The organism is Parafrankia sp. EAN1pec (assembly GCF_000018005.1).
GTDB classification, from domain to species: domain Bacteria; phylum Actinomycetota; class Actinomycetes; order Frankiales; family Frankiaceae; genus Parafrankia; species Parafrankia soli.
This window is the reverse complement of record NC_009921.1, coordinates 8,713,915-8,740,199: the sequence shown is the minus strand read 5'-3', so window position 1 is coordinate 8,740,199 and position 26,285 is coordinate 8,713,915. Positions and strand designations below refer to the sequence as shown.

Sequence of the window (26,285 nt, the reverse complement as noted above, 5' to 3'; positions counted from 1 at the left end):
CAGTGGAGTGGCGCAGGAACGGAACGCGACGCCGCTTTCAGGAGAACCAGCCATGAAACAGTTCACCCGCCGCGTCGGGGACGCGGCCGCGCGCCGGCCAAAGCTCACGATCGCCGTCTGGGGGGTCGTCGCCGCTCTTCTGCTGGCTCTGGCCGGTACGGTCGGCGGCCCTTTCGCCGACGACCTTGTAGCTCCGGGCAGCCAGAGCGAGAACGCGATGGAGCTGCTCGAGGAACGTTTTCCCGAGGCGGCCGGCGGCAGCGCCCTGGCGGTGTTCGCCGTGGCGGAAGGACAGCGACTCGAGCGTCACCGCGACGCCGTCTCCGTGGCGGTCGCCCGCATCGAGGGCGTGGAGCACGTCGCCACCGTGACCGATCCGTTCACCGCCGGCACCGTGTCGCCCGGGGGACGCATCGGCTTCGCCGAGATCACCTTCGACGTGCCGGCGACGGAGGTCGGCCCGGAGGCCCTCGCCGCGATCACCGACCAGCTGCGGCCGGCGCGGGACGCCGGTCTCGTGGCGGAGCTCGGCGGCGACGCCGCGTTCATCAACGCCGAGGCGGCGACTTCGGGCACGGAAATGGTGGGCCTGCTGGCGGCGCTGGTCGTGCTGGTCGTCGCGTTCGGCACGATCGTGGCCGCACTCGTCCCGATCGTGCTCGCCCTGGTGACCGTCGCCGCCGGGGTGGGTGGCGTCGTGCTGCTGGCCAACGCCATGGACGTGTCCTCGGCGGCCCCCACGATCGGGGCGATGATCGGTCTGGGCGTGGGCATCGACTACGCCATGTTCGTCGTGGCCCGCTACCGCGAGAACCGCGCGGCCGGCCAGGACGATCCCACCGCACTCTCGAACGCGATGGGATCGTCGGGCACCGCGGTCCTGCTCGCCGGGGGCACCGTCGTCGTCGCGATGCTCGCCCTCGTGCTGACCGGCCTGGGCTTCCTGGCCTCGATCGGTCTCAGTACGTCTCTGGTAGTGCTGTTCGCCGTGGCGAGCGCCCTGACACTTCTGCCGGCGCTGCTCACGCTGCTCGGCGGCCGCATCGACGCGGGGCGGGTCCTGGGGCGCAGGCGCGCCGCCCGGCATCCCCGGGACACGGCCTGGTGGCGCCTCGCCCACCGCGTCTCCGGCCGGCCGTGGCCGTACCTGCTCGTCGCCGCGGCGGCGCTGCTCGTGCTGGCCGCGCCGGCGCTGTGGATGCGGACGGGCTTCCCGGACGCCGGCGACGACTCGACCAGCACCACGCACCGCCGCGCCTACGACCTGCTGGCGGAGGGATTCGGCCCAGGGGTGAACGCCCCCCTGCTGCTCGTCGCCGACCTGCGCCGGCCGGGCGCGGACCTCGACACCATCCGCGCGCTGGCCTGGCACGTCGCCGCGGACACCGGCATCGCCACGGTCGGCGACCCACAGATCTCTCCCGCCGGGGACACGGCTGTGCTGCACGCTCTCCCCACCACGGCCCCCGCGGACACCGCGACGTCGGAGACCCTCGCGCGCATCCGTGACCTCGTCCCCGGCAACGTCGCGGTGTCAGGGACGACCGCGCTGACCGACGATCTCACCAGGCAGCTCGCCGACACCCTGCCGATCTTCATCGCCGCCATCCTGGCCGCGTCGTTCCTGCTGCTGATGGTGGTGTTCCGGTCTGTCGTGCTGCCGTTGAAGGCCGCCCTGCTGAACCTGTTGTCGATCGGCGGCGCGTACGGCGTCGTCGTTGCCGTGTTCCAGTGGGGGTGGCTCGGGAGTTTGTTCCGCCTGGAGGGGACGTACCTGATCGCGTCGCCGCTGCCGACGATCTTCTTTGCGGTCCTCTTCGGCCTGTCCATCGACTACGAGGTGTTCCTGCTCTCGCGGATCCGTGAGGAGTACGACGCCACTGGGGACAACGCCGAATCGGTGGCCCGCGGCATGGCGGGAACAGGTCGCGTGATCACTTCCGCGGCACTGATCATGACGGTAGTGTTCCTCAGCTTCGTCGCCAACCCCTCTCCGCTGGTCAGAATGATGGGTCTCGGGCTGGCGGCGGCGATTGTGCTCGACGCGACGATCGTCCGCATGGTGCTGGTTCCCGCCACGATGGCGCTGCTGGGCCGGGCGAACTGGTGGCTACCCCGCTGGCTCGACCGCCGGCTGCCCCGGGTGGGCTCAGGCGATGCCGATCTTCTACGGCAATGTGAACCCGTGCCCGCCGTGCCCGCCGACCTGGTGAAGCGCGGCTGACTGCGGCATCGAACCCTGCTGAGCCCGTCTGCCTGCGCACGCTCCGAAGATCATTTCGAAACAGGCTGTGAGTTCGGAGGGGTGGTGCTGGCGGTCAGCGTCCGGGCGGTGCGGGCGACACGCCGGCTGATGCGCCAGCCCTCCGTGGTTCGGATGAAGATGTCCTCGTAGCTACCGATCACGTCGACCCAGTTCGCTGGATCGTCGGGAGTTACCAGGAGGACGCCGTGGACGTAGGACCGGACAGCCGCCCGGTCCCCGTCGATCCTGATGGCGATGTTCGATATGCGGTGGAACGTCGGACCCATGTTCTCGTGGGTCCGTGCCATGACCTCGGTGAGCGCGTCAGCGCCGGTGAACTGTCCGAAGGAGCCGTAGTCGGCCTCGACGTCGGGCGTCCAGCAGGTTCGTAACAGTTCCCAGTCTCGTTGGTCGATTCCTGTGGCGTAGCGGACGACCACGTCGCTGATCTGCGCGTGGTCTTCTCGGACGTTGGACACGGCTACCTTCCTGTCTTTCCCGGAGCGGCAGGCTGTCCCCGGCCGACGGCGCCGTGGCTGGTCTGCATCCGGGTACTCGGGCTGGCCTGGTCGGCGGCGTGGCCGGGTCGGGGCTGCAGCAATCTGATGATCATTTCGACGGTGCGTTCCACGGGACGGTTCCGTGCCGTGACCGCGGACAGGAGGGTGCGGGCCAGGATGGCGCCGAGCAGCATGTCGAAGACGTCGTCGGGGTCGATGTCCGGGTCGATGCTGCCGGGCGGTGCGGCGCGGAGGATGTCCTGGAACTGTGGCCGCGCGGAGACCCGTAGGTAGAGATCCGGCGGGCGGGGCCGGCTGGACGCCTGGTGGTGGGCGAGGAGACCGGCTGCGGCCGCGCGGGACGCGGGGGCGCTGAAAGCTGCCAGGTAGGCGTGGACGAACCGGCGGATGTCTCGGCGGAGGTCTCCGGTCGGCTGCACGCTCGGCGGGCTGAGTCCGGGGAAGGTCGCTTCTTCGATCAGCTCGATCCGTGACCCCCAGCGGCGGTAGATGGCCGAGGCGTGCACGCCGGAGTGTGCCGCGACGGCCTGGATCGTGGTCGCGTCGAAGCCGCGTTCCACGAGGAGCTCGCGGGTTGCCGTCAGCGCGCGCTCGTCGATGCTCGTGTCGCGTGGGCGTCCGGGGCGGCGAGCAGGCTCTGCCATGCCCGCGATCGTATGGTCCGAGCGTTCCAGCCGGCACCGCTTCCTCCAACTTCCAGGACAGTGTCTCCCGAAAAATTTCAGGACGATGTCTTCTATAACTGGTTTGGTGTCGCTACAGTCCCGTGACGGGAGCACGTCCTGATCGCTGACGAGGGAGCGCCGATGAGAGCCGCTGTGCTGCGGGAGGGAGTCGTCGAGGCCCGGGTCATCGACGACCCGGTGCCGGGGCCGGGCCAGCTGCTGGTGCGGTCGCTCGCGTGTGGGATCTGCGCGTCGGACATCCACTTCATGGATCATCTGGAAGCGGGCGTCGACGATGACAGCGGGATGTCGACCTACGACCGTGATGTCGACATCGTCATGGGTCACGAGTACTGCGCCGAGGTCGTCGACTACGGCCCCGGCACCGAGCGGCGGATCCCCGTGGGCGCCCGGGTGAGCTCGCTGCCGGTGCTGTCCACGGCCACCGGGCGGAAGATCATCGGGCAGAATCCGGAGTCGCCCGGCGGGTTCGGTGAGTATCTCCTGCTCGACGAGGCCATGACCCGGGTCGCGGTCTCCGAGCTCCCGAACGAGATCGTGTGCATCGCGGACGCGGTCTCGGTCGGCTTGTCGGCCGCCTCCCGAGCGCAGGTGACGGCGAAGGAGGTGCCGCTGGTCATCGGCTGCGGGGCGATCGCTCTGTCCGTGATCGCGCAGCTGAAGCGGCTGGGGGTCGGGCCGATCCTGGCGGTGGACTTCGTCGCCTCGCGTCGCGAGACCGCGCTGGCCATGGGAGCGGACGTGGTCATCGACCCCGCCGCGGTGTCCCCGTACCAGGCCTGGCGTGACGTGGCCTACGGGTCGCCCGAGGCGATGAGGGAACTGATGGCGGTCGCCGGCCTGCCGGGATGCGTCGTGTTCGAGTGCGTCGGTATTCCCGGTGTCCTGGATTCGATCATCAAGGGCTGCGAGCGCAACACCCGGATCTTCTCGGTGGGAGGTCCGCCGGAAGGCGATCACCTGCACACCCTCACCGCCAAGCGGAAAGGCATCAACATCCAGTTCGGGGGCGGCCCGTCGATGCAGCACTGGGACGAGGCATTCGCGGCGGTCGGCTCGGGCGACCTCGACGTCACACCGATGCTCGGCCGAACCGTCGGGCTCGACGACGTCGCCGAGGCGCTCAACGCCTCCCGCGACGCCAACGGACCCGTCCGCATCGTCGTCGTGCCCTGAACCGGGTCCCCCGCACACGTTCGGAAGGACTGATGGATGAGTGAGATCGAGGAGCTGCGCGCCGCTGTCGAGACGCTGGCGGCAAGGGTCCGGCTGCTGGAGGACCAGGTCGAGATCATGCAGCTCGTCGCCCAGTACGGGCCCGCCGTCGACAGCGGGTCGGCCACCGCCACGGCGGAGCTGTGGACCGAGGACGGCACCTTCGACGCGGTTCCCCACCTGCGGATGCGCGGCCGGAGCGACATCGTCGACATGGTCAACGGCGGCCACCAGCGCCTGATCCAGGGCGGCTGCGGCCACGTCCTGACCGTCCCGCACATCGAGGTCGACGGGGACCAGGCGACCGGCCGCAGCTACGCGCTCAACATCCGCTGGGATGCCGACGCCGACCGGTTCTGGGTCGCCCGCGTCTCCGCGAACACCTGGCGCTGGACGCGCACACCGCAGGGCTGGCGTATCAGCGAACGGGTCAACGCCAACCTCGACGGCACCCCCGAACACCGCGCCATGCTGGCCCCACACCCGCCTGCCGGTGGCGACTGACCCGCCCTCGGTGACCGGCCTGTCGGCGGTGACCCGCCGGTCGAGCGCTAGTACACACGCCGTCTGGAGGATCAATGAAGATCGGATTCGTCGGGCCGGGCCGGATGGGCCGGCCGATACTCGACAGGCTGACAGCCGCCGGCCACGACGTCACGGTGCTGGTGCGCCGCCCGGAGGCCAGGGCAGCGGCCGAGGCCGACGGGCTGCGCTGGGCGGCGACCGTGGCGGAGACCGTCCATGACGCCGACGCGGTGTTCACCGTGGTGCTTCGGGACGACCAGGTCAGGCAGGTGTGCCTCGGCCCCGATGGGGCCATCGCCGCCATGAGGCCGGGAGCGACGCTCGTCCAGCACACGACCTCTGACCCCGCGACCGCGCGCCTGCTCGCCGACCAGGCAGCGGACCGGGGAATACGAGTCCTTGACGCCGCCCTCTCAGGTGGTCCGCATGACATCGCCGCCGGCCGCCTCACCCTGTGGGTGGGCGGCGACGAGGCGCTGCTGGACGAGATGCGACCGGTCCTCGGGGCGTACGCGTCGCCGATCATGTTCGTGGGGGAGCTGGGTAACGGTCAGCGGGTCAAGCTCGTCAACAACGCGCTGTTCGTCGCGCAGGTCGGACTCGCGATCGACGCGGTGCGCCTGGCGGCTTCGCTGGGAATCGAGGAGACGGCGATCCTGGCGGCCGTTCAGCACGGCAGCGGCGCCAGCCGCGCCCTCGCGATCGTCGCCGGTGGCGGGTCGGTGGACGCGGTCCCCGGGCGCATCGGGGACCTCATGCTCAAGGATGTCACCGTGGTGCGCGAGGTCGCCCGGAGCACAGGCGTGGACCTCGGGGTCATCGGGACGGTGCTGGCCTCCGACGCCGTCGAGACGAAAGTGCTCCGCCAGACCGGTGCACCCGCCCGGACGTCATGACCACCAGTACGCCGAGAGCTACCACGACGAGGACACCGTGAAGACTGGATTCATCGGGCTCGGCAGCATGGGGCTGCCGATGGCACAGCGGCTTCAGTCGCAGGGCCACGACCTCACGCTCTACGCCCGGCGGCCGGCCTCGCTGGAACCGTTCGCCGGCACCAGCGCCACCATCGCGGCCACCCCTGCGGAGATGGGCGCGTCGGTCGACGCCGTCGGCATCTGTGTCTTTGACGCGGCCGGTGTGGAAGAGGTCATGTTCGGACCGGACGGCCTGGCCGGCACCCTCAACCCTGGCGCGGTCGTGCTCGTCCACAGCACGGTGGCACCCGCGCAGATCCGCAGGATCGCCGGGCGGGCGGCGACGCACGGCCTACGTGTCCTGGACGCGCCGGTGAGCGGCGGGCAACCGAGGGCGCTGGCCGGCGAGCTGACGATCATGATCGGCGGTGACGCTGACACGCTCGCCGATGTCGCCGAGCTGCTCTCGGCGCTGTCGAACCATGTCGTGCACCTGGGCGCGGTCGGGGCGGGGTCGTACGCGAAGCTCATCAACAACACGATGTTCGCCGCGCAGATCGCACTCGCGGACGACGCGATGAAAGCCGGGGAATCGCTCGGCATCGATCCCGCGGGTCTCGCGGCGGTCCTGGCGACCAGCAGCTCGGCCTGTATAGCCTCGGGCGTACGGTTGCGTGCCGGTTCCCTCGCCGGTCTCGCGGACTCGCCCGCGAATCTGACGCTCACCAAAGACGCCACGCTGATGGCCGAAATTCTCGGCGACGCTCCGGGAAACGGGCTGGTCGAGGTCGCACAGCGTTTCGTCACCGCCATGAAGTCCAACTGAATGCGAACGGACACCCGGATGTCGACGACCGCAGGACAGCTGGGTATCGAGCACCAGACCGTCTTCGGGTTGCCGCCGGTGGAGTTCGTGCATCTTGCCGCGGATCTCGGTTGCAGATACATAGCCGCGGTGCTTTCCGGCAACCCGATCAACCCACACGGCTACCCGCCGTTCTCACTGCGTGACGACGCCGCGCTGCGGCAACGGACGATCGCGGCGATGCGCGAACGCGAGGTGTCGATCTCCCTCGGCGAGGGGTTCGTCGTCCGTCCCGGGAGCGACATGCGCGGCTACGCCGCGGACCTGGATGTGATGGCCGAACTCGGCGTCGCGATGGTCAACACCGTCACCATGGACCCGGACCTCGACCGCAGCCATGACGAGTTCGGGACGCTCGCCGAGATGGCCGGCGAACGCGGGATGCAGACGACGGTCGAGTTCGCACCCTCGTTGACCATCAAGGATCTTGACTCCGCGCTGGCGGCGGTCCGTCACGTCGCACGCCCGGACTTCCGGCTACTCATCGACACCATGCACCTGGCGCGGTCCGGGCACACCCCGGCAGACCTGGCCGCGGTCGATCCCGCCCTGATCGCCTACGCGCAGCTCAGCGACAACACGCTCCAGCAGCGCGGCACGGTCTACCGTGAGGACTCGATCAACAGGATGGTGCCAGGCGAGGGCGAGCTCCCACTCCAGGACATCCTCGCCGTACTCCCCCCGGACATCGTGATCGGCCTCGAAGTTCCCATGCTTTCCGCCGCCCAGGCCGGCGAGCCGTCAGAAGAACGCGCCCGCCGCTGCGTGCAGGCGGCACACGACCTCCTAACCGCCGCGGGCGCCGCGGGCGCCGCGGGCGCCGCGGGCGCCGCCGACTGTTCACCCACCATCGAAAGGTGACGACAGCTATGACAGACAAATACGGACCGTGGGGCATCATTGCTGGCGGGTCCGACGGAGTCGGCGCCGCGTTCGCGCACGAGATGGCAACCCGAGGCCTGAACGTCGTCCTGGTCGCCCGGCGGGTTCCCGTCCTGGAGGCGTTCGCCGAGGAGATACGGGCCAAACACGGCGTCGAGGTCCGCACGGTCGCGCTGGACCTCAGCGTGCCGGGCGCCCTCGCATCGCTCGCGGACGCAACCTCCGATCTCGAAATCGGACTGTTCGTCTACAACGCCGGCGGCGACGACACCAGCGCGCTCTTCCTCGACAAGGACCTCGATACCCACCTGAAGCTGATCCACCGCAACTGCGACAGCGTCCTCGAAGCCGCCTACCGCTTCGGCGGCCCGATGGTTGCCCGGCGGCGCGGTGGCCTGGTGCTGGTGACCTCCGGCGCGGCCTGGGCCGGCGGCGCGACGCTCGCCACCTACGGCGCCACCAAGGCCTTCGATCTCCTCCTCGCCGAAGCGCTCTGGGCTGAATGGCACACCAGCGGCGTCGACGTCCTCGCTCTCGTGCTCGGCAGGACCGACACCCCGTCCATGCGCCGCGTGTTCGACGCGAAAAACGAACCCTACGGAGACGCCGCGGACCCGGCCGACGTCGCGAAGCAGGCACTCGACCACCTCGCCGACGGGCCCACCTGGATCTTCGGCAGCCCGAACCCCACCGGCGGTTCACCCTTCGGCGCGACCAGCCGCCGCGACGCCGTCCTCATGATGAGCCAGGGATCATCCACGAGCAGCGCCAGCACAGGGTCCTAACCACCACCCTGGGCCCGAGCCTGCCTATAGCGGCCAGGCGGTCACAGGAAGGCTGCTGTTCTCGTCCGCGAATGATCGGAAACCGGTCCAGATGATCTTAAGGGAAATCGAGAAAGCCGACCGTGGCGGCCTTCAGCGTGCGGGTCTCGTCGCGGCCGTGTCCGTGGTCATGGGTGACCACGGATGCCGGGATGTCGACCCAGGGCAGCCTGGCCAGCTGGTCTTTCCGTCGACCGCCACCGCCGCGGGTAACCCGCGCCCTCCGGGGTGAGCGCAGTGTCGCCGAGGAGCGCGGCGGCGAGCGCGTCCCGATCATCCGTGCCAGCAGCCGGCGTAGCGTCGCCTCGTCCGGCACCCTCGCCAGCCGCTCCCGGATTTCCTCCCGCAACACGCCACCGGCTGCCACCACACCGGCCACGACACGAGACAACGCCCCACAGGCACGCCGCACCCCAGACCACGAAGACGTTAGACACCTCCGTGATCTACAAGCGGCGTGCCTGCTTGTCTGTCACCGACACGTGCCCCGACCCGTGGCCCCACCACCAGAAAAACGATCACCCTTCCGGTGGGATCAACCGGTCGTATCCCCAACGTGCCGGAGCCCTGTGGGACCCTCCCCGGGCTGAAGCGACAGATCCGTGACGCTGTCGGGCCCGGTATCGGGCGCTGTCCCGGTGCCGGACTTTGGCTGCTACGGGCAAAGAGTTGACCGAATGCGCAAAGACCTCCACGGTCCCACCGCCGATGATGTGTCGAGACGGCATCGCCGGTAAATCCAGGAGGGCAGGGATGACGCTCATGCCCATGGAAGGGTGGAAGATGAATCGTGGGACGCGATTATTCGTCACCGCTGCCGCATGCTGTGCGGCGCTCCTCCTGGGGGCCTGCGGCGGCGGCGGCAGCGATCCCGCCACGTCCGCGGGGCCCTCGGGCGAGCCGGTGGCGGGTGGCGAAGGACGGGTTCTCACGCTGAGTGATCCGCGTACTCTGGATCCGGCGATCCTCGGCAACGCGTATGCGTCCGGCGCCTTCCTGGGCAACGCCCTGTACGGGACCCTGATGACCAACGATGAGGCAGACGAGGTCCATTACTCGATGGCCGAGTCGTTCACCACGACCGACAACGGCAAGACCTTCACCCTGAAGCTGCGGCCGGGCCTGGTGTTCTCCGACGGCACTCCGCTGAACACCGAGGCCGTGAAGTTCAACTGGGACCGGACCAAGGACCCGGCCGTCGGCTCGGCCCACCGGTCGGAGGCGGCGACGATCGAGTCGTCCGAGGTGGTGGACGACGTCACGCTGAAGGTTACCCTGGTCACCCCCGTGCCGAGGTACGCCCTGTCCGTCCTCGCCTCCTCGATGAACTGGATCGCCTCACCCGCGGCCCTGCAGAAGGGCCAGCAGGCTTTCGACGCGAAGCCGATCGGCGCGGGACCGTTCACCCTGGAGAGCTGGACCCGTCAGGCCGACATCCGGCTCGTCAAGAACCCCCGCTACTGGGACGCGCCCAAGCCCTACCTCGACCGCCTCACCCTCCGCGCGGCGCTCGAAGGCAACCAGCGCTACAACACGCTGCTCACCGGGGGCGCGGACGTGGCCATCGACTCGAGCTGGATCAACCTCGACAAGGCCACCAAGGCGGGTCTGCCGAAAAATGTCATGCGGCTCAGCGGCGGCGTCTTCGCAGCGCTGAACATGCGCAGAGCACCGTTCGACGACATTCGTGCGCGTCGGGCGCTCGCGGCGGCACTGGACTCGGACGCGCTGAACCTCGCAGCGTACAACGGCACCGCGCAGCTGGCCGATACGTTGTTCACCGACGCCTCCCCCTTCTACTCGGAGACGCCGCTGCGCAAGACGGACAAGGCGACCGCCCAGCGGCTCTTCGACGAGCTGGCCGCCGAAGGCAAGCCACTGACCTTCACGTTCACCAGCTCCACCGCCAGCGAGAACAAGGCGCTTGCGGAGAACATCCAGGCCCAGCTCAGCGCCTTCAGGAACGTCAAGGTCCAAATTAAGACCATTGAGCTCGCCGAGTTCGTCCAGCTGCGCAGGACGCTCGACTTCGACGCGGTTATCACGTCCGCGCTCTTCCAGGACCCCGAGCCTCGGTTGTCGACGGTTTTCGCCGGGGGCTCGCCGGCGAACCTGGCCGGTATCAACGACCCGGCGCTCAACGCGGCCCTGCAGACCGGCCGGACCGCGACCTCGGAGGAGGAGCGCAAGGCGGCCTACGACACCGTGCAGGAACGGCTGACCGAACTGACCCCGATGTTCTTCATCGCGCGTGGGGGGCTCGGCGCCATCTCGGGCAAGAACGTCGGCGGCCTCGTGCAGTACGGCCTTGGTTCCCTGCTTCCCGAGGAACTGTGGATCCAGCCGTAACCGTCCACCCTGGATGAGAGGTCGCCGTAGCCCACGGACGCTGGGGCGATCTCCCAGACTCGGACCAGGCTCGGCACCGGGGGGAGGGTCCCTGGCCGGCGTGGGCCCGACCAGGGAACCGGGAAGTTGCCGCTCCCGGACGGGCGCCGACCGAATATGGTCGTGCGCCATGCGGAACTCGTTCTGTTCGTCCTGCGGCACGAAATACCAGCCTGATGTGGCGTGGCCGCGGGTGTGCACTGGCTGCGGTGAGACAACGTGGCTCAATCCGCTTCCGGTGGCGGTGGCGTTGTTGCCCGTCGTGGAACCTGACGGCGGACGCGGTCTGGTGGTGGTGCGCCGCGACATTGACCCCGGCCGTGGCGAGCTGGCGCTGCCCGGCGGTTTCATGGAGCTGGACGAGGCCTGGCGCGACGCTGTCGTTCGGGAGCTGAGCGAGGAGACGGGAATCATCGAGCAGGCGGCGGATGTCCGCCTGTTCGACGTGCACAGCGGGAACGACGGCCGGTTCCTGCTGGTGTTCGGCCTCCTGCCGGAACGGCGTTGGGCCGAGCTACCGCCGGTGATCGCGACGAACGAGACGACCGAGTGGCTGGTCGTCACGGAGCCGCGGCAGCTCGTGTTCCCGACCCATACCGACGCGATGGCCTCCTACTTCGCCCGGATCCGGGGGCAGGTGCCGGCCTCCGCTTCCTGAAGCTCGTTCAGGCCCATCCTGGCGGGATCCTCGGACCAGGGGTCGGGACCCTGCCAGCGAGCCCGTCTCAACGGCACCGGCGGAATCGTCTCGCTGCGGCAGAAACTGGCTGATCTGCTGTCGTCCTGTGCGCGTCCTCATCGCCGGTAACCGAAGTCCCGTGGGCATGGCGCGGTCACGGTCACAGCATGTGTGGAGGATCGAATGATGCACCTGGTCGGGCGGTGGCGGATCGTGGAGATGAACCTGTGGGACCAGGACGCCATAGACCTCGTTGAGCCCGGGTTCATCGAGTTCACCGAGGGCGGGACCGGCCAGTTCGGGTTCATCGCCGTCCGCGGTGGGATGGACTGCCGTTCCACCGAACGCGGCGACCGGCCCCTCGTTGAGTTCAGTTGGGACGGCGACGACGACGGCCACCAGGTCAGCGGGCGCGGCTGGGCCGCACTGAGCGAGAACGGCGTGCTCGCCGGGCACCTGTTCTTCCACATGGGAGACGACTCAGGCTTCCGCGCTACGCCGTTTACCGAAACTGACGTACGGGACGGGCGTTGAGCGAGTGCTACGAGTTCTTACGGCCGGGCAGCATCTCGACGCGCAGGCGCAGGCCTACATATGCTCTCTGTCCACTAGCGCCGGCTTCCCCAAGCCGGTGCGGTGGGAGCCCCGCCAGCCGATTCTGCGGCGCGAACCGCACGGCTCTCGGTAGGTCGGTCCGGGTGCTCCCCGATGGGACGAACCCGTGAAGTATGAATGCTGCACAATCGTGCATTAAGGCTGACCGATCGGTCACTCCAAGGATTTTCCCGATCAATCTGCAGCCGGCACCGTCGGCTGGAAGCGTTTCAATCGACTACCCAAAATAAACGATCAACTACGATCTGTGCCCCCAACGGGGTTCGCAGTAGACCCGTGCAGAACTGACCAGCGGTTCGGCGTCAGGAAGGCTTGTCGTCGAGGGCGAACTTGAGGTTCCCGTGCGTGGAAGTGCCCGGTGACCGCGCCGGGCAAACGTGGCAGCCACGGGGCGGCGAGTTCTGCCGTCCGCGGTGTCACTGTGATCATGGTGTTGGTGATGGGGATCAGCTTCCTGTTCGGCTTCGGTAACTCCTGGGCATTGGGTCTCCATCTGGGTGTGTCGCCGTACGTCGAGCCGTTGGTCGCTCCCGCGGTGGACCTGTCGGTGGTCGGCCTTCTGCTCGGCATCCGCCAGCTGGCGCTCGGCGGTGCGACTACCCGGCAGATGCGGCCGGCGTGGCGGCTGCTCGTGTTCGCCGGTTTCGTCACGCTGGCGCTGAATGTCGCCGAACCTCTCATCGAGCGGAACTACGGCAGGGAGGCCTTCGACGCTGTTGGTCCGCTTCTCCTGATCGGCTGGGCCGAGGTGGGGCCAGGTCTGCTTCAAGAGATGAAGGCTATCGAGACCAAAGCGGCCCAGCCCATGTCTGTTTATGGCCTGCCCGCAGCGGACGAGGCATCCGTGCAGTCGGAAGCTTGCAGGGTTACGTCCGCTGCGTCGGCGCTACCTCACGCAAGGCAGTCGGAGGACGACGCCAACCCCGTTCGGCACATTCAGATGGTCGAGTCGAATAATGCATCCTCGTCAGGAGCGACGATGGGCGAGGCCGCCTCCGATCCGGAACGAGGCACGCCGGAGGATTCATCCCCGACAACCAAGGTCGGAGAAGGGGAGGCGGACCAGCGCCGGCTTGATAAGAAAGCGCGCGAACAAGACCTACTTCATCGGGCTCGTGCGGAGGATGTGCTGCACTGGCAGCATCAACAGCGTCCGATTTCGGCGGACACACTACGGAAACGGCTCCACGTGGGTGCTCCCACCGCTCGCAGACTCGTCGCGCAGCTACGCAGCGACACCCACATCCAGATCGAAGGCGCCGGGGATCAACCGCCCGATGTCGACTGAAGTCCATTGACTTGTTGGGTAATGGCGCATGCAGTGGTTTCTCCCAGGCGATATTCGGGGTCGATGAGAATTCCCCCGAGCGCCGCGCCTATGGTGGACCTTACGCGTCATTGGACGAATCTTCCGATCTTGGTCGAGGGCCCTGAGATCGCCGTTCGTCCGGTCGCGACAAGGCTGCTGACCAGGGACGATATCCCGTGAGTGCACGGGCGGACGGGTTTTGACCGTCCTCGAACAGGTGTTCCGAAATTCGGATCGGTCCCGCCTTCGCCGTCAGCCCGGTCACGGTCCGGACGATGGGTCGCCGGATCGCCCACACCGCCCCGAAATCCCGCTGAAGCCCCGCTTTACCCAAGGCCGGTACAGGGGCCCGCGGAGAGTGGTCAGTCGCGGTCTGTGCCTTCGGAGTGGAAGAGCAGATCCTGGTAGGTGCGGCGGTATCGAACGTGTCTGCTCTTGAGGCTGCTACCGACGATGTCGACCGAGCCTTCGTCCCGCATGATCTTCAGCCATCGTCGGATGGTCTGGTCGCTGAGACCGGTCCGTGTAACGAGTTCGGAGCGTGAGAGAGTCTCGTTTCCGAGGGCGACGAGCAGCTCCGGTCGGCGGTCGGCCCGAGAGGACTGGCCTTTCGTTGAGGTTGTTCGCCAGGACAGCTGGTACCTGGCCCAGCGGCGGGTTCCGGTCTGGGTGACGAGTTCGCGAGCGACCAGGTCCCGAAGCTCGCTGGTGGCTACACGGGAGTCGACGCCAGTCGCGTTGCGATAGGCGCGATTGTCAAGGATTTCTTCCTGGCGTAGGAGCGCGAGGGCGACGCATTGGCTGTCGGTCAGGCCCTTCTCACCCAACCCGGTGATCCAAGCGACGGTCTCCTCGCCGAGCAGGGTGTGGTTGGGGAAGACGACGACAAACGACGAGATCTTGTCGTTGAAGTCCGGTGGGCTCATTCCCGCGGCGAGCAGCGAGTCGAGCATGGCGCGGATGCCCGACCCGCGGTTTTCGCAGACGGTGCGGGTCTCGCCGGGCAGCGGGACATCTTCGAGGATCTTGATGAGGGTGGCGTTGCGGGCTGAGGAGACACCTTCTTCGCCGAGACTGTCGACCGTGACAGGACCGAACAGACCGCCCGGATTACGGATCACCAGGCGGTCGGGGTACATCTCGACCTGGACTTGGGCGCCTCGAGCGCCCCCGGACAGGTCGCGGTGGACCAGTGCGTTGACGACGGCTTCACGCAGAGCGGTCTCTGGGTACTCCCAGACGTCCTGCCGACCCGCACCCCCGACGACAGCCCGACGAGACATGTTCCGGCGGACGGTGGCCAGCGTGTCGCGGACCATGACCGGGACCGGGCCTTCCAACGTCACGTTGTCCAGGAACCTCTCGGTGGACCGGCCGCCGGTCTCGGTCGGGTAGTGGACGAAGGTGACCATCAGCTGCGGGAAGTGCTCCTGCGGATACCTGCCCAGGGCGAGCAGGCCTCCCAGCGACGCCACGTCCTCGCCGCTGTCTCCAGTCACGAGCACCTTGGCGCGACGCAGCACAGCCAAGCGGTCCAAGTCCTTGAACGCGTAGGGCCTGCTGGTCCTCAGCCGGGCGACCAACGCATCGACCATGGCCGCATCCAGATGATCGAGACCAACGCCAGAGACTATTTGCTCGTCCTCACGAGGCTGACCACGTGAGGAGAGCATCATCTGGACCTCGTAGGCCGACAGCCGACGATCACCGTCGCCGACCCTGACGTAGCTACCCTTGGTGATGCCGGCCCCACGCGAGTAGCAGGGCTTCCGCGCGGGATCGAGCTCGGGGACCTCGGCGACCAGGATCTGGGCGCCCTCGAAGTCGTGGACCTTGATCAACGGTCGGAGCGGCGGTTCCATGTCCTCGGAGCACATGGAACCAAGATCAGCCGCGAGCCTCGCCGGATCGGGAAGTCCCGTCGGCGCGAAGCCCTGGGTCTCGTCCAGACCAAGGACGACCACACCGCCTCGCGTGTTCGAGAACCCGGAGAGAGTCTCGCGCAGCGACTTCGGCAGCCCACCGTGGGCCTTCTTCACCTCCACGTCGGCGATGTCTGTACCGATGGTGCGAAGGTTGTCGACGATCTCCGCGAGCTCGACGTCGAGCATCCATCCTCCTCACCAGCTAACACACTAGCTAGCATGATAGTTGGCATGAACTGCGGCCGGGTGCCAGTGTCGGGTGTCCGGCCGACCGGGCGCCGACGGTTCCAGTGGTGGACCGGGCTGGGCTGTGGCGCGTCTGTGTCGGGTGGTGCTGGATGCCCATGGGGAGATTCGGTCCTGCCCGGCAGCGTCTGCCGCATGACCTGGCCTCGGCCACCGTGGTGGCTCGCGCCGTCTAGGAGCAAGTCCCCGGTGGATGAGCCGATTGGCCGGCCTGGGCTGGCGCGGCTTTCGGGCTCGGGCACGCCTTCCAGCGCCTGCACCGCGTCGTCGACGTGCGCTGCTGCGGCTGCTGCTGCCCCGCGGTGACCGTGCCAAGGACATCGAGATCGTCACCCTGCGCCATCAGATCACCGTGCTGCAACGCCAGCTCGACGGCGCAACGGATTCAGTTCCAGCCCGCCGACCGTGCCTTGCTCGCCGCACTCCTGCATACGTTGCCGCGGCCAACCCTGCACCGCCTGCGGCTACTGGTCCGCCCGGAGACTTTTCTGCGCTGGCACCGCGCCCTAATCACCCGCCACCACGCCGCCGCCTCCCGTCCCAAACGGCGCGGTCGGCCCCGCACTGTCCGCTCGATCCGCGCTCTAGTCAGGCCCTCTATACCCGCCTCGGGTTCGAAGTCGTGCGGATCGAGGATCCGCGCATGTCGATGCAGTGGACCCCGGGCAACGCGTGAGGCACTCCCATTGTCCGATCTTCAGCCGAACGTGCCCCTAACGTGCCCCCAAACGGGATGGTGGCCCAGCCAACGCTGCCGCCGGCCTGACGGGAACGGTCAGCGAGCTTTCAGGATCGTCGTTCCTGTTTAAGCAGCTCGGCGATGACCGGGCGGTCGTCGGTGGCGTCGGTGATGAGGCCGCTCACCGACGCGACCGGCAGCACGGTGAACGGCGATGCGGTGCCGATCTTCTCGCTGCTGGCTAGCGCCAGCACGTAGGTGTCGGCGGTCTGCCGGGCGAGGGTGCGTTTCATCGCCGCCTCGTCGGCGTCGCCGGTGGTCAGCCCGGCCTCGCAGTGCACGCCGGTGACGCCCAGCAGGAGGAGGTCGGCCCGCACCTGGTTGGCCGCCTCGGCGGCGGCCGCGCCGCAGGTGACGGCCGAGTGCCTGAAGAGCCGGCCGCCGATTAGGAGCGCGTCGGTGGACGGGTGGTCCACGACTTCCCATCTACTACCAGGTGGAAGACATCCCGCTCGCCGCCTGATCGCGCGCGCCGCCCTCACCGTCTTATCCGGGCAAAGAGAAACCCCGGCCTGGCCCCAGACCGGGGCGCTCGTGGTCGCCGGTCAGCCGGCCGTTGGCACCGCCGCGGTCTCCTCGACGACGGCGAACAGGCCGCCCTCAACATCGCGCCAGTCGCTGACGGGGCGGACGCCGAGGGTCGCGAGCAGCTTGTCGGCGGCCTCGCTGAGGGCGGGGAGGTCGGCGGCGTCGAGGCGGCCGACGATGGTGCCTTCCGTGTCAGCCTCACCACGGATGATCCGGACGTCGAGGGTGTCAGCGTCGACGTACGCGTAGGTGTTCGTGTCGGTCAAGGGAGCCTCCTTGGGACATGGAGAGATCGGTTCGATTCGTACGAGGGAAATCCTTACGCAGCGACGCGGACCCGAGCCACGCGCCTCCCGAGGTGTCAGGCCGCACGGGCATATGGCGTGTCGTGGTCGTCCCGCGAGGCCAATCCCAAACCGATGGCGGCCAAATCCGGTCTAACCGCAGCTGCGGATGCCCTCCGCGGTAGATGTCGTGTGGTGCCACTCTGCGGCCGGATGATGTGCGGGCCAGCGCGGTTGGGAACTGCCGGTCCGTGCCTCTGAAGTCCCGTCGGCGGGGTCGATGCCAACCCGGTCGACGAAGAAGGCCCGCGCGGTGCCGACTACGCCGTCTCCAGCTCGGACGAGGCGCCTGACCTCCGCGCACCGTCGGATCAGCGCCGGGGCACTCAGGCCCGGAGCCCAAGCGCTGGTGCATAGTCGCGGCGGCGGATCGCTGATTGCATCGGTCAGTGCACGGGTGAGGCGTTCGCCGCCGAGTACGTGGATGTCTCGGGAGTGAAAGCGGCGCGGCGCGGGGTCGACGGGCTCGGCCAGACCAAGCCGGTTCGTGGCGGCGGCGAGATGACTGGCCGCGGCACACAGTGCCGCTTCGCGTTCCCGCCACCGCGTCGCGCGCAGCGCGTGGTGCAGGTGCTCACCGATCTGGTCGGCGAGGGTCAGCTGCGCGAACGCGGCGGTCAGCCATTTGCCGTAGGGAGCCCAGCGGCGTTCGAGGAGGAATCCGATCCGAACGAGGTCACGGGCCACGCGGGCCACGAGCATCCGCGAGCCGAGGTCGTCGCCGCGACCACCGGTGCGGCCGACGAATGGTTCCTCCTGGCTGACCCGCAGCCAGCCGGCGGCCAGGACATAGCGCCAGATGTCGTCGGGGTACCACGCCAGCGCCCGACGCCGCGTGGTGAGCAGATCGAGCGGGTCGTGCAGGACCACGCCGCCGGTGAGGCTGGCCAGGATCTGGGTCGGGACCGTGACGCGTGAGACGGGATGCGCCGTCCATCGACGGAGGACAGCAGTCTGGTCTGCCCGTACCACCGGAGAACCAGATCCCGCCTCAGGTGACTGCTGGGAGAAAGATCCGCGTCGGCTGTCAGGTCCGATTTCCTGCCGAAGTGGGCTTCGAACCCGTGCATGTCACTGCTGGCGGGTACCAAGCCCGAAGGAACGAACAGCCGCGGACTGTAGCCGAACATCGTTGACGGATCTCGTATCGTTACCCAGATTCCGTCAACCAGGTGAAATATTCACTTTCGGTGGTTGATTTACTACTCTCGGGTGCCCCCAAAGGGATTCGCAGCAGAACCGTGCAGGAATGACCAGCGTTTTGGCATCAGGGCGGCTTGTCGTCGAGGGCGATCTTGAACTCCCCGTGCGTGGATGTGCCCGGTGAACGCGCCGGGCGGTCGTGGCGGCCATGGGGCAGGGGACTCTGCCGTCCGCGGTGTCAATGTGATCATGGTGCTGGTGATGGGGCTCAGTTTCCTGTTCGGCTTCGGCAACTCCTGGACGTTGGGCCCGAACAGCACGGCGAAGCGGATCTTCTGGTGCGTCCCGCCAACTACGCGAGTGCGACGGCTACCTCGTCGAGGCGCGCCCCGCGGGAGGCCTTGACGAGCACCACCTCGCCGGCGGCGAGGTGGCCGCGTAGCCAGTCAACGGCCGCGTTGTTGTCAGCCAGCGCCACCACCCGTTCTCCCGCGCCGTCGGCGATCGGTCGGGCGGCCTCGCCGACCGCGACCACCACGTCGGCCCGGGAGGCGGCGTACTCCCCGACGGCGCGGTGCTCGGCCTCGCTGCCGTCGCCGAGCTCGCGCATCTCGCCGAGAACGGCGATGCGGCGCCCTCCCTCGATCGCTGCCAGCGCGTCCAGGGCGGCGCGGGTCGAGTCGGGGTTGGCGTTGTACGAGTCGTTGAGCAGCGTCGCGCCGCAGGCGAGATCGCGTAGCTCCATGCGCCACTGCGACAGCGAGGCGGTGGCCAGCGCCGCCGCTGCCACGTCGAGGGGTACGCCGGCCGCCAGCCCCGCCGCCGCGGCAGCCGAGGCGTTGAGTGCCTGGTGGCCGCCGACGAGCGGCAGCGTGACGGGAGCCGAGGCGTCGGCGGTCCGCAGCGTGAAGGACGGCCGGCCGAGCCGGTCCAGCGCCAGGTCGAGCACGCGCACGTCGGCGTGCTCGACCCGGCCGAAGGTCAGCACCGGACCGTCGGTGAGCGAGCGCATCGCGACCACCCGGGGATCGTCGGCGCCCAGGACGGCGGTGCCGCCGGGCGCCAGCCCCTGCACCAGCTCGCCCTTGGTCCTGGCGATGGCCTCGCGCGACCCGAACTCGCCGAGGTGGGCCTGGCCGACGTTGAGGACGACGGCGATGTCGGGTGCGACCAGGCCGGTGAGCTCGGCGATGTCGCCGATGTGGCGGGCGCCCATCTCCAGGGCGAGGAACCGGGTGGCCGGGTCGGCGCGCAGCATGGTGAGCGGCACACCGAGCTCGTTGTTGAGCGAGCCGATCGTGGCGATCGTCGGCGCGGCGCTCGACAGCACGGCCGCCAGCAGGTCCTTGGTGCTGGTCTTACCCTGGGAGCCGGTCAGCCCGACAACGGTCAGCCCGTCGCGCAGCCGGGCCACGACGTGGGCGGCGAGCGCCTGCAGCGCGGACTGGGCGTCCTCGACGACGACGGTGGGCAGCGGCGTGGGCCGGGAGCCGAGCGTGGCCACCGCGCCGGCCCGGCCGGCCTGGCCGGCGTAGTCGTGGCCGTCGACGTGCTCGCCGGCGAAGGCGACGAACAGGCCGCCCGGCTCGGCCTGCCGGCCGTCGAGCACGGCTGGCGCGGTCACCGTCACGGCGCCGTCGCCCGCGACCGTCCCGCCGACGACCGCGGCGATCTCGCCGAGGCTGAGCGGGATCATGCCCAGGTGGGGCGGCGGCCGGCGAGCGGGAGCAGGCTGACGAGGTAGCGGTCGACGGAGGCTGGTTCTCTGCGGGTCATGCTCCCGTATGGTGCCGATCGGTTGCATATCGTGGGCATATTGAAAAACACATACGTGCCGGCAACACCACGCCGCCTTGGCTGGAGGCATGCCCCGCAGCGAACCCGCACGAACAGCGGCCCGCCGCACCCGGTCGCCGGCGCCCTCGTCCTCCTCAGCCGTCCCGGCAACGGGAATCACGATCTATGGATGCGGGCAGGACGAGGCCGTTCTTTTCCGAGAGATGGCTCCCCGTTTCGGCGTACTGCCAACCATCACAGACGTGGCGGTATCTGAAGCCAACATCGAACTGGCACTCGGAAACCGATGCATCAGCGTCGACCACAGGACTCGGGTCACGAGCTCCACTCTTCTTGCACTCAGCCAGGTCGGCGTGACGTACATCTCCACAAGAAGCATCGGGTGCAACCATATCGACGTGAAATACGCTGCGGGCGTCGGCATCTCCGTCGGAAACGTCGCCTATTCGCCCGACAGCGTGGCCGACTACACGCTGATGCTGATGCTGATGGTGGTGCGGAACGCAAAGTCCATCATCCGCCGCGCGGATATTCATGACTACAGACTGAATGATGTGCGCGGGAGGGAACTACGCGATCTGACCATCGGGGTGGTTGGAACAGGACGCATCGGCGCGGCGGTCATGGACAGGCTGCGGGGTTTCGGCTGCCGAACACTGGCCTATGACGATCGCCCCGAGGCCGCCGCCGAATACGTTCCGCTCGACGAATTGCTGGAACTGAGCGACATTGTGACGCTCCATACCCCCCTCAATGCGGATACACACCACCTCCTAAATCGTCGACGTATCGAGAGGATGAAGCGCGGCGCGTTCCTTGTCAATACCGGACGCGGCCCACTCCTTGATACCGAGGCCCTTGTTCAGGCATTGGAAAGCGGCAGACTGGGCGGTGCGGCGCTGGATGTCCTCGAAGGAGAGGAAGGAATATTCTACGCCGATCACAGGAACAAGCCCATCGAATGCGCACCGCTGCTACGGCTGCAAGAACTGCCGAATGTTCTGGTCAGTCCCCACACCGCCTACTACACAGACCACGCCCTGCGTGACACCGTTGAAAACTCCATCACCAACTGCCTCGAATTCGAAAGCAGGATTCAGCATGGATAGACTGAGGATCGGAATCATATTCGGGGGCCGTTCCGAGGAGCATCCCGTCTCCGTCCGGTCTGCACAGGAGATCGCAAAGAACATCGATGCCGAGAAGTACGAACCGTTCTACATCGGGATCGCGAGGAGCGGTGCCTGGAAGCTGTGCGAACGCCCTGACGAAAATTGGGAGAACGGCAGCTGCCGTCCGGCTGTGCTGTCACCGGACAGAAGCGTCCACGGGTTGCTGGTTCTGGAGCAGGGAAGATACGAAACGATCAGCCTGGACCTGGCGTTGCCCGTTCTGCACGGCAGACTCGGCGAGGACGGTGCGATGCAGGGTCTGCTGGAGCTCTCCGGCATCCCCTACGTGGGCTGCGATGTCCAGAGTTCCGCTTTGTGCATGGACAAGTCCCTTGCCTACACCGTCGCCAGAGGCGCGGGAATTGCTACGCCGAATTTCTGGACCGTGACGGCGAACGAGAAAGTGGATGCCGACCTGCTCACCTATCCCGTATTCGTGAAGCCGGCCCGTTCGGGGTCATCCTTCGGCGTCAGCAAGGTGTCTCGAAAAGAAGAGCTGTCGGGTGCAGTGGATACCGCACGACAGTACGACTCGAAGGTGCTGATCGAAGAGGCTGTCGTCGGCAGCGAGGTCGGATGTGCCCTGCTGGGGAACGATCTGGATCTGACCGCGGGCGAGGTAGATCGAATCTCGCTGTCTCATGGATTTTTCAGGATACATCAGGAGAGTGCGCCTGAAAGCGGTTCCGAGAACTCGACGGCAATCGTTCCAGCGGACATCTCGGCAGAGGCGCGCTCGCTCGTTCAGGAGACGGCAAAGGCCGTCTATCGCGCCCTGGGATGCAGGGGCCTGTCGCGGGTGGACATGTTCCTGCAGGAAGACGGGAAAGTAGTCCTCAACGAGGTAAACACCCTGCCCGGCATGACATCGTACAGCCGTTATCCGAGAATGATGGCGGCCGCGGGGCTGCCGCTCGCCGAGGTGATCGACCGGCTGGTGTCGCTGACATTGGCGGGAAAAGTCGATGAAGGATGACTTCGTCTTTGTGGACGAGTTTGTACCCGGAATACGCTGGGATGCCAAGTACGCCACCTGGGACAACTTCACCGGCAGACCGGTGAACGGATACCTGGCAAATCGAATCGTCGGTACGAGGGCTCTGTGCGCCGCCCTGGAAGGTGCGCGAGAAGAAGCCAGATCCCTTGGCCTGGGCCTGCTTCTCTGGGATGGTTATCGCCCGCAACGCGCCGTAGACTGCTTTCTGCGCTGGTCAACACAGCCGGAGGACGGCCAGACGAAGCCACGGCACTATCCGAACCTTGACAGAGCCGAGCTGTTCGAGAAGGGATACGTGGCCGCCAGGTCGGGCCACAGCCGGGGAAGCACCATTGACCTGACGCTCTTTCACCTGGCCACCGGTGACCTTGCTCCCATGGGCGGTGACCATGATCTGATGGACTCAGTCTCACATCATGGAGCAAAGGGAATCACGCAGATCGAAGCGAGAAACCGTCAACATCTTCGTTCCGTCATGGAGGCCTGTGGTTTCAGCTCCTACGAATGCGAGTGGTGGCACTACACACTGAAGGACGAACCCCATCCAGACACCTATTTCGATTTTCCCATCACACCGCTGGGCCGGGCCAGGAAAATTGGTGAAACTTCGAAGCGCTGACGGCGACCGATATTTTGCAGCTCACTCCACACAAGGAACGGGAATGGCACCTCGGAAATCTGTCCTGACAGGCGTGACGGCACCGCGCGTCGTTGTCGCCGGCGGCCATTCGGCCGGGCACATCGAGCCCACGATGAACTTCGCCGACGCGCTGCGCCGGCTGGAGCCCACGTCCGCGATCACGGCCCTCGGCACCGTCCGCGGCCTGGACACCACGCTCATCCCGGCCCGCGGCTACCCGCTCGAACTCATCCCGCCGGTGCCGCTGCCGCGCAGCCTGAACCAGGCCCTGCTGCGGACGCCGGGCAGGTTGCGCGACTCGGTGCTGGCGGCTGAGGCGGTGCTCGACCGCGTGCGGGCCGAGGTCGTGGTGGGCTTCGGCGGCTACGTGGCCGTGCCGGCCTACCTCGCCGCCCGCAGGCAGGGTCTGCCGATCGTCGTCCACGAGGCGAACGCCCGGCCCGGGGTGGCGAACCGGCTGGGGGCCCGGATGACGACGCGCGTGTTCACCGCCGCGCCGAGTGTCCGGCTGGCTCACGCCACCGCCCTCGGGATCCCGCTGCGGCCGGCGATCACCGGGCTCGACCGCCCCGCGCTGCGTGACGCGGCCCGGCAGCGGTTCGGCCTGCGGGTCGGCGGGCCGGTACTGATGGTCACCGGCGGTTCGCAGGGCGCCCGGGCGATCAACACCGCGGTGTCCGGCGCGGCCGCGGCGTTACGGGCGACCGGCGTGCAGGTGCTGCACATCACCGGGCCGCAGCACATGGTCGAGGTGCCGGACGGCGATCCCGCCGACCCGCCCTACGTCGTCATCCCCTACGTCGACGAGATGCAGTACGCCTACGCCGCGGCCGACTTCGTGATCTGCCGCTCGGGGGCGATGACGTGCGCCGAGCTGGCCGCTGTCGGCCTGCCGGCCGCATACGTCCCGCTGCCGCTGCGCGGCGGTGAGCAGCGGCTGAACGCCGAGCCGGTCGTGGCGGCCGGCGGGGCACTGCTCGTCGACGACGCCGACCTTGACCCGGCCTGGATCGAGACCACCCTGATCCCGGTGCTCATCGATCCCGAGCGGATCGCGGCGATGTCGGCCCACGCGTCGGCGGCCGGCGCACCTGACGCGGATGTCGTCCTGGCCCGGCACGTGCTCACCGCGGTCGCCGAGCAACGGGGGTTCGCCTCATGAGGACCACGGCCGACCACGCACCCACGGCAGACCTCGACTGATCGTTATCTGCCAGCGCGCAGTGGCGCGACGGGTAGTCGCACCGTGACGCAGAGCCCCCCAGCATCCCGGGGGGTGAGGGTGATGGTTCCGTCGTGTGCCTGGGCGATGCTCTTGACGATTGCCAGGCCGAGGCCGGCACCTGCGTGGTCGGTGCGAGTGCGTCCAGTGCCGCGTTGAAACGGCTCGACAAGCGTGGAAGCCACTTGTGGGGCGAGCTTCTGGCCGGTGTTCTCGACAGTGAGCACAACCGTCATCGAGTGAACGCTCGTCGTGACCCACACGGTGCCCTGTTCAGGCAGATTGTGGACGATCGCGTTGTGCGCAAGGTTCGTGGTCATCTGCAGCAGGAGCGCATGTGAGCCGATGGTGGCGGCCATGTCGCCGGAGGTCTCGATGGTGACGCCATGTTTTTCTGCGAGGGGGAGAAGCGTTTCAGTCGCTTCTTCCGCCGCCAGGGACAGATCGACGCGTTCTCGCGTGAAGGATCGCTGGTTGGCACGGCTGAGCAGAAGCAGTGCTTCGGTGAGGTCGATCGCTCGGGTGTTGACCAAATGGAGGCGGTCGACAAGTTCGCCGGCGTCGCGGTTCAGATCTTTGCGGGCCACGTCGAGCAGGGTCTGCGTGATCGCCAGCGGGGTGCGCAGTTCGTGGGAGGCATTGGCTGCGAACCTCTGCTGTTCGGCGTCGTGTGCTTCGAGCCGCGCGAGCATGGCGTCGAAGGCGTCGGCGAGTTCGCGGAATTCATCCTTGCGGCCTTCCAGCTGGATCCGGTGGGAGAGCGATCCGTTCGCGGTCAGGCGGGTCGCGTTGGTGATGCGGGTCAGGGGCGCGAGCATGCTGCCGGCGAGGATCCATCCTCCCAGCAGGCTGAACATCAGCAGGAACGCCAGCATTGCGGCTGCCTTCGGGACGAAGGCTTGAAGCAGGTCGGAGCGGTCGGGTATGAACATAAAGGGGCCGGGTCGCGATCCCGTTTCGGGAGGTGCTGTGTAGATCGTCTCGGGTACGTAACGCAGCAGGAACACCCACACGACCGCGAGCAGCAAGACACCCGCAAGCATGAGGAAGCCGGCGTAGCTGAGGGTGAGTTTGAGGCGAACGCTCAAACCGGGCGCCCTATCCACGGTCCCCTCCCTCACGCCCGGTGCCGGGTGCTGTGTCGATGCGGTACCCAACGCTGGGCACGGTGGCGATGATCCAGGGTTCGCCGAGGCGTTTGCGCAGGGCCGAGACCGTTATACGCACGGCGTTGGTGAACGGGTCGGCATTCTCATCCCACGCCCGTTCCAGCAGCTCTTCGGTGCTAATGACACCGCCTTCGGCAGCGACGAGAACTTCGAGCACGGCGAACTGCTTCCTGGTCAGCGCGACATATCGGCCGTCCCGGTAGACCTCGCGGCGAAACGGATCCAGACGCAGACCTGCGATCTCCCACACGGGCGGCCTGATGTGCGCGCGCCTGCGGTCGAGTGCCCTGAGCCTGAGCACGAGCTCTCGCAGCTCGAACGGCTTGGTGAGGTAGTCGTCGGCTCCGAGCTCGAACCCGGAGGCCTTGTCGTCAAGCCGGTCCGCAGCGGTGAGCATCAGGATCGGCATGCCGCAGCCGGAGGCGACGATGCTTTCGGCGATCTCGTCACCGGAAGGCCCGGGAATGTCGCGGTCGAGGACGGCGATGTCGTAGGCGTTGATGCTCAACAGCTCCAGAGCGGTGTCACCGTCACCGGCGATATCGGCCGCGATCGCTTCCAGACGCAGCCCATCGCGGATGGCCTCTGCCATGTACGGCTCATCTTCGACGACCAACACACGCACACTCTCGATGGTACGACCTGCGCATATCGTCGGCATATCGAAAATTACATGCGTGTTGGCAGCACCG

Annotated in this window: 24 protein-coding genes and 2 pseudogenes; 16 read left to right on the top strand and 10 right to left on the bottom strand. The window is 67.7% G+C overall.

What is annotated here, in order from left to right; translation table 11 throughout:
* Nucleotides 1–52 precede the first annotated feature (52 nt).
* Nucleotides 53–2,224 carry an MMPL family transporter gene (locus FRANEAN1_RS35735; protein WP_020464539.1) on the top strand — a complete coding sequence of 724 codons (2,172 nt, stop codon included), beginning with the start codon at nt 53–55 and terminating at the stop codon, nt 2,222–2,224.
* 50 nt (nt 2,225–2,274) lie between these two features.
* On the opposite strand, the gene FRANEAN1_RS35730 is transcribed toward FRANEAN1_RS35735, so the two are convergent.
* Together FRANEAN1_RS35730 and FRANEAN1_RS35725 are read right to left on the bottom strand one after the other, a co-directional pair.
* On the bottom strand, nt 2,275–2,724 hold the full coding sequence (locus tag FRANEAN1_RS35730) for a nuclear transport factor 2 family protein (protein WP_041255160.1): 450 nt from the start codon (nt 2,722–2,724) through the stop codon (nt 2,275–2,277).
* A 2-nt stretch (nt 2,725–2,726) separates the two neighbouring features.
* The gene (locus FRANEAN1_RS35725) at nt 2,727–3,410 is read right to left on the bottom strand and encodes a TetR/AcrR family transcriptional regulator (protein ID WP_083788441.1); all 684 of its coding nucleotides are present in this window, start codon (nt 3,408–3,410) and stop codon (nt 2,727–2,729) included.
* Nucleotides 3,411–3,572: 162 nt separating this feature from the next.
* On the opposite strand from FRANEAN1_RS35725, the gene FRANEAN1_RS35720 reads away from it, so the two are divergent.
* The 6 genes from FRANEAN1_RS35720 (at nt 3,573) to FRANEAN1_RS35695 (ending at nt 8,641) form a co-directional block, all read left to right on the top strand.
* A complete protein-coding gene (locus FRANEAN1_RS35720; protein ID WP_020464538.1) occupies nt 3,573–4,628 on the top strand; it encodes a zinc-binding dehydrogenase in 1,056 nt (351 codons plus the stop codon).
* Nucleotides 4,629–4,664: 36 nt separating this feature from the next.
* Nucleotides 4,665–5,171 (top strand): nuclear transport factor 2 family protein, encoded by a 507-nt coding sequence (locus FRANEAN1_RS35715; RefSeq protein WP_020464537.1) that lies wholly within the window; start codon nt 4,665–4,667, stop codon nt 5,169–5,171.
* 74 nt (nt 5,172–5,245) lie between these two features.
* Entirely contained in the window at nt 5,246–6,088 is an 843-nt protein-coding gene (locus FRANEAN1_RS35710) for an NAD(P)-dependent oxidoreductase (protein ID WP_020464536.1), read from the top strand.
* Between the two features lie 37 nt (nt 6,089–6,125).
* The gene (locus tag FRANEAN1_RS35705; RefSeq protein WP_020464535.1) at nt 6,126–6,935 is read left to right on the top strand and encodes an NAD(P)-dependent oxidoreductase; all 810 of its coding nucleotides are present in this window, start codon (nt 6,126–6,128) and stop codon (nt 6,933–6,935) included.
* 18 nt (nt 6,936–6,953) lie between these two features.
* The gene (locus tag FRANEAN1_RS35700) at nt 6,954–7,835 is read left to right on the top strand and encodes a sugar phosphate isomerase/epimerase (protein WP_347176898.1); all 882 of its coding nucleotides are present in this window, start codon (nt 6,954–6,956) and stop codon (nt 7,833–7,835) included.
* An 8-nt stretch (nt 7,836–7,843) separates the two neighbouring features.
* Nucleotides 7,844–8,641 (top strand): SDR family NAD(P)-dependent oxidoreductase, encoded by a 798-nt coding sequence (locus FRANEAN1_RS35695; protein ID WP_020464533.1) that lies wholly within the window; start codon nt 7,844–7,846, stop codon nt 8,639–8,641.
* A 97-nt stretch (nt 8,642–8,738) separates the two neighbouring features.
* On the opposite strand, the gene FRANEAN1_RS42800 is transcribed toward FRANEAN1_RS35695, so the two are convergent.
* On the bottom strand, nt 8,739–9,032 hold the full coding sequence (locus FRANEAN1_RS42800; protein ID WP_198145427.1) for a hypothetical protein: 294 nt from the start codon (nt 9,030–9,032) through the stop codon (nt 8,739–8,741).
* 431 nt (nt 9,033–9,463) lie between these two features.
* On the opposite strand from FRANEAN1_RS42800, the gene FRANEAN1_RS35685 reads away from it, so the two are divergent.
* The 4 genes from FRANEAN1_RS35685 (at nt 9,464) to FRANEAN1_RS35670 (ending at nt 13,650) form a co-directional block, all read left to right on the top strand.
* Nucleotides 9,464–11,029: an ABC transporter substrate-binding protein gene (locus FRANEAN1_RS35685; protein WP_157472923.1), complete on the top strand. Its 1,566-nt coding sequence runs from the start codon at nt 9,464–9,466 to the stop codon at nt 11,027–11,029.
* A 169-nt stretch (nt 11,030–11,198) separates the two neighbouring features.
* Nucleotides 11,199–11,726, top strand: a complete 528-nt coding sequence (locus FRANEAN1_RS35680) for an NUDIX domain-containing protein (RefSeq protein ID WP_041255156.1) — start codon at nt 11,199–11,201, stop codon at nt 11,724–11,726.
* A gap of 204 nt (nt 11,727–11,930) precedes the next feature.
* Nucleotides 11,931–12,281, top strand: coding sequence for a hypothetical protein (locus tag FRANEAN1_RS35675; RefSeq protein WP_020464530.1), 351 nt, complete (start codon nt 11,931–11,933; stop codon nt 12,279–12,281).
* A gap of 508 nt (nt 12,282–12,789) precedes the next feature.
* Nucleotides 12,790–13,650, top strand: coding sequence for a hypothetical protein (locus tag FRANEAN1_RS35670; protein WP_020464529.1), 861 nt, complete (start codon nt 12,790–12,792; stop codon nt 13,648–13,650).
* A 383-nt stretch (nt 13,651–14,033) separates the two neighbouring features.
* On the opposite strand, the gene FRANEAN1_RS35665 is transcribed toward FRANEAN1_RS35670, so the two are convergent.
* Nucleotides 14,034–15,782 (bottom strand): ATP-binding protein, encoded by a 1,749-nt coding sequence (locus FRANEAN1_RS35665; protein ID WP_020464528.1) that lies wholly within the window; start codon nt 15,780–15,782, stop codon nt 14,034–14,036.
* A 337-nt stretch (nt 15,783–16,119) separates the two neighbouring features.
* On the opposite strand from FRANEAN1_RS35665, the pseudogene FRANEAN1_RS44495 reads away from it, so the two are divergent.
* Nucleotides 16,120–16,432: pseudogene (locus FRANEAN1_RS44495) on the top strand (integrase); the annotation flags it as partial.
* A 196-nt stretch (nt 16,433–16,628) separates the two neighbouring features.
* On the opposite strand, the pseudogene FRANEAN1_RS35660 reads toward FRANEAN1_RS44495, so the two are convergent.
* The 4 genes and pseudogenes from FRANEAN1_RS35660 to murF all read right to left on the bottom strand — a co-directional run.
* Nucleotides 16,629–17,000, bottom strand: a pseudogene (locus FRANEAN1_RS35660) (DeoR family transcriptional regulator); the annotation flags it as partial.
* Between the two features lie 126 nt (nt 17,001–17,126).
* A complete protein-coding gene (locus tag FRANEAN1_RS35655) occupies nt 17,127–17,375 on the bottom strand; it encodes a hypothetical protein (protein ID WP_020464525.1) in 249 nt (82 codons plus the stop codon).
* Nucleotides 17,376–17,546: 171 nt separating this feature from the next.
* Entirely contained in the window at nt 17,547–18,425 is an 879-nt protein-coding gene (locus FRANEAN1_RS44490) for a DUF4037 domain-containing protein (protein ID WP_020464524.1), read from the bottom strand.
* Between the two features lie 523 nt (nt 18,426–18,948).
* Nucleotides 18,949–20,292 (bottom strand): UDP-N-acetylmuramoyl-tripeptide--D-alanyl-D-alanine ligase, encoded by a 1,344-nt coding sequence (gene murF / locus FRANEAN1_RS35645; RefSeq protein WP_020464523.1) that lies wholly within the window; start codon nt 20,290–20,292, stop codon nt 18,949–18,951.
* 169 nt (nt 20,293–20,461) lie between these two features.
* On the opposite strand from murF, the gene vanH reads away from it, so the two are divergent.
* The 4 genes from vanH to FRANEAN1_RS35630 all read left to right on the top strand — a co-directional run bounded on the left by vanH (nt 20,462) and on the right by FRANEAN1_RS35630 (nt 24,364).
* Nucleotides 20,462–21,502: a D-lactate dehydrogenase VanH gene (gene vanH, locus FRANEAN1_RS35640; protein ID WP_020464522.1), complete on the top strand. Its 1,041-nt coding sequence runs from the start codon at nt 20,462–20,464 to the stop codon at nt 21,500–21,502.
* Complete coding sequence (vanA, locus tag FRANEAN1_RS35635) at nt 21,495–22,541, top strand: D-alanine--(R)-lactate ligase (RefSeq protein ID WP_020464521.1); 1,047 nt, start codon at nt 21,495–21,497, stop codon at nt 22,539–22,541. Before vanH ends, vanA begins: the two co-directional genes overlap by 8 nt.
* Entirely contained in the window at nt 22,531–23,181 is a 651-nt protein-coding gene (gene vanX, locus FRANEAN1_RS37910; protein WP_020464520.1) for a D-Ala-D-Ala dipeptidase VanX, read from the top strand. The genes vanA and vanX overlap by 11 nt, the downstream gene beginning before the upstream one ends.
* A 73-nt stretch (nt 23,182–23,254) precedes the next feature.
* Nucleotides 23,255–24,364, top strand: coding sequence for a UDP-N-acetylglucosamine--N-acetylmuramyl-(pentapeptide) pyrophosphoryl-undecaprenol N-acetylglucosamine transferase (locus FRANEAN1_RS35630; RefSeq protein WP_041255153.1), 1,110 nt, complete (start codon nt 23,255–23,257; stop codon nt 24,362–24,364).
* A 44-nt stretch (nt 24,365–24,408) separates the two neighbouring features.
* Here FRANEAN1_RS35630 and FRANEAN1_RS35625 read toward each other — a convergent pair whose 3' ends face one another.
* Together FRANEAN1_RS35625 and FRANEAN1_RS35620 are read right to left on the bottom strand one after the other, a co-directional pair.
* Nucleotides 24,409–25,530 (bottom strand): HAMP domain-containing sensor histidine kinase, encoded by a 1,122-nt coding sequence (locus FRANEAN1_RS35625; RefSeq protein ID WP_020464518.1) that lies wholly within the window; start codon nt 25,528–25,530, stop codon nt 24,409–24,411.
* On the bottom strand, nt 25,523–26,218 hold the full coding sequence (locus tag FRANEAN1_RS35620; RefSeq protein WP_041255151.1) for a response regulator transcription factor: 696 nt from the start codon (nt 26,216–26,218) through the stop codon (nt 25,523–25,525). Before FRANEAN1_RS35620 ends, FRANEAN1_RS35625 begins: the two co-directional genes overlap by 8 nt.
* Nucleotides 26,219–26,285 lie beyond the last annotated feature (67 nt).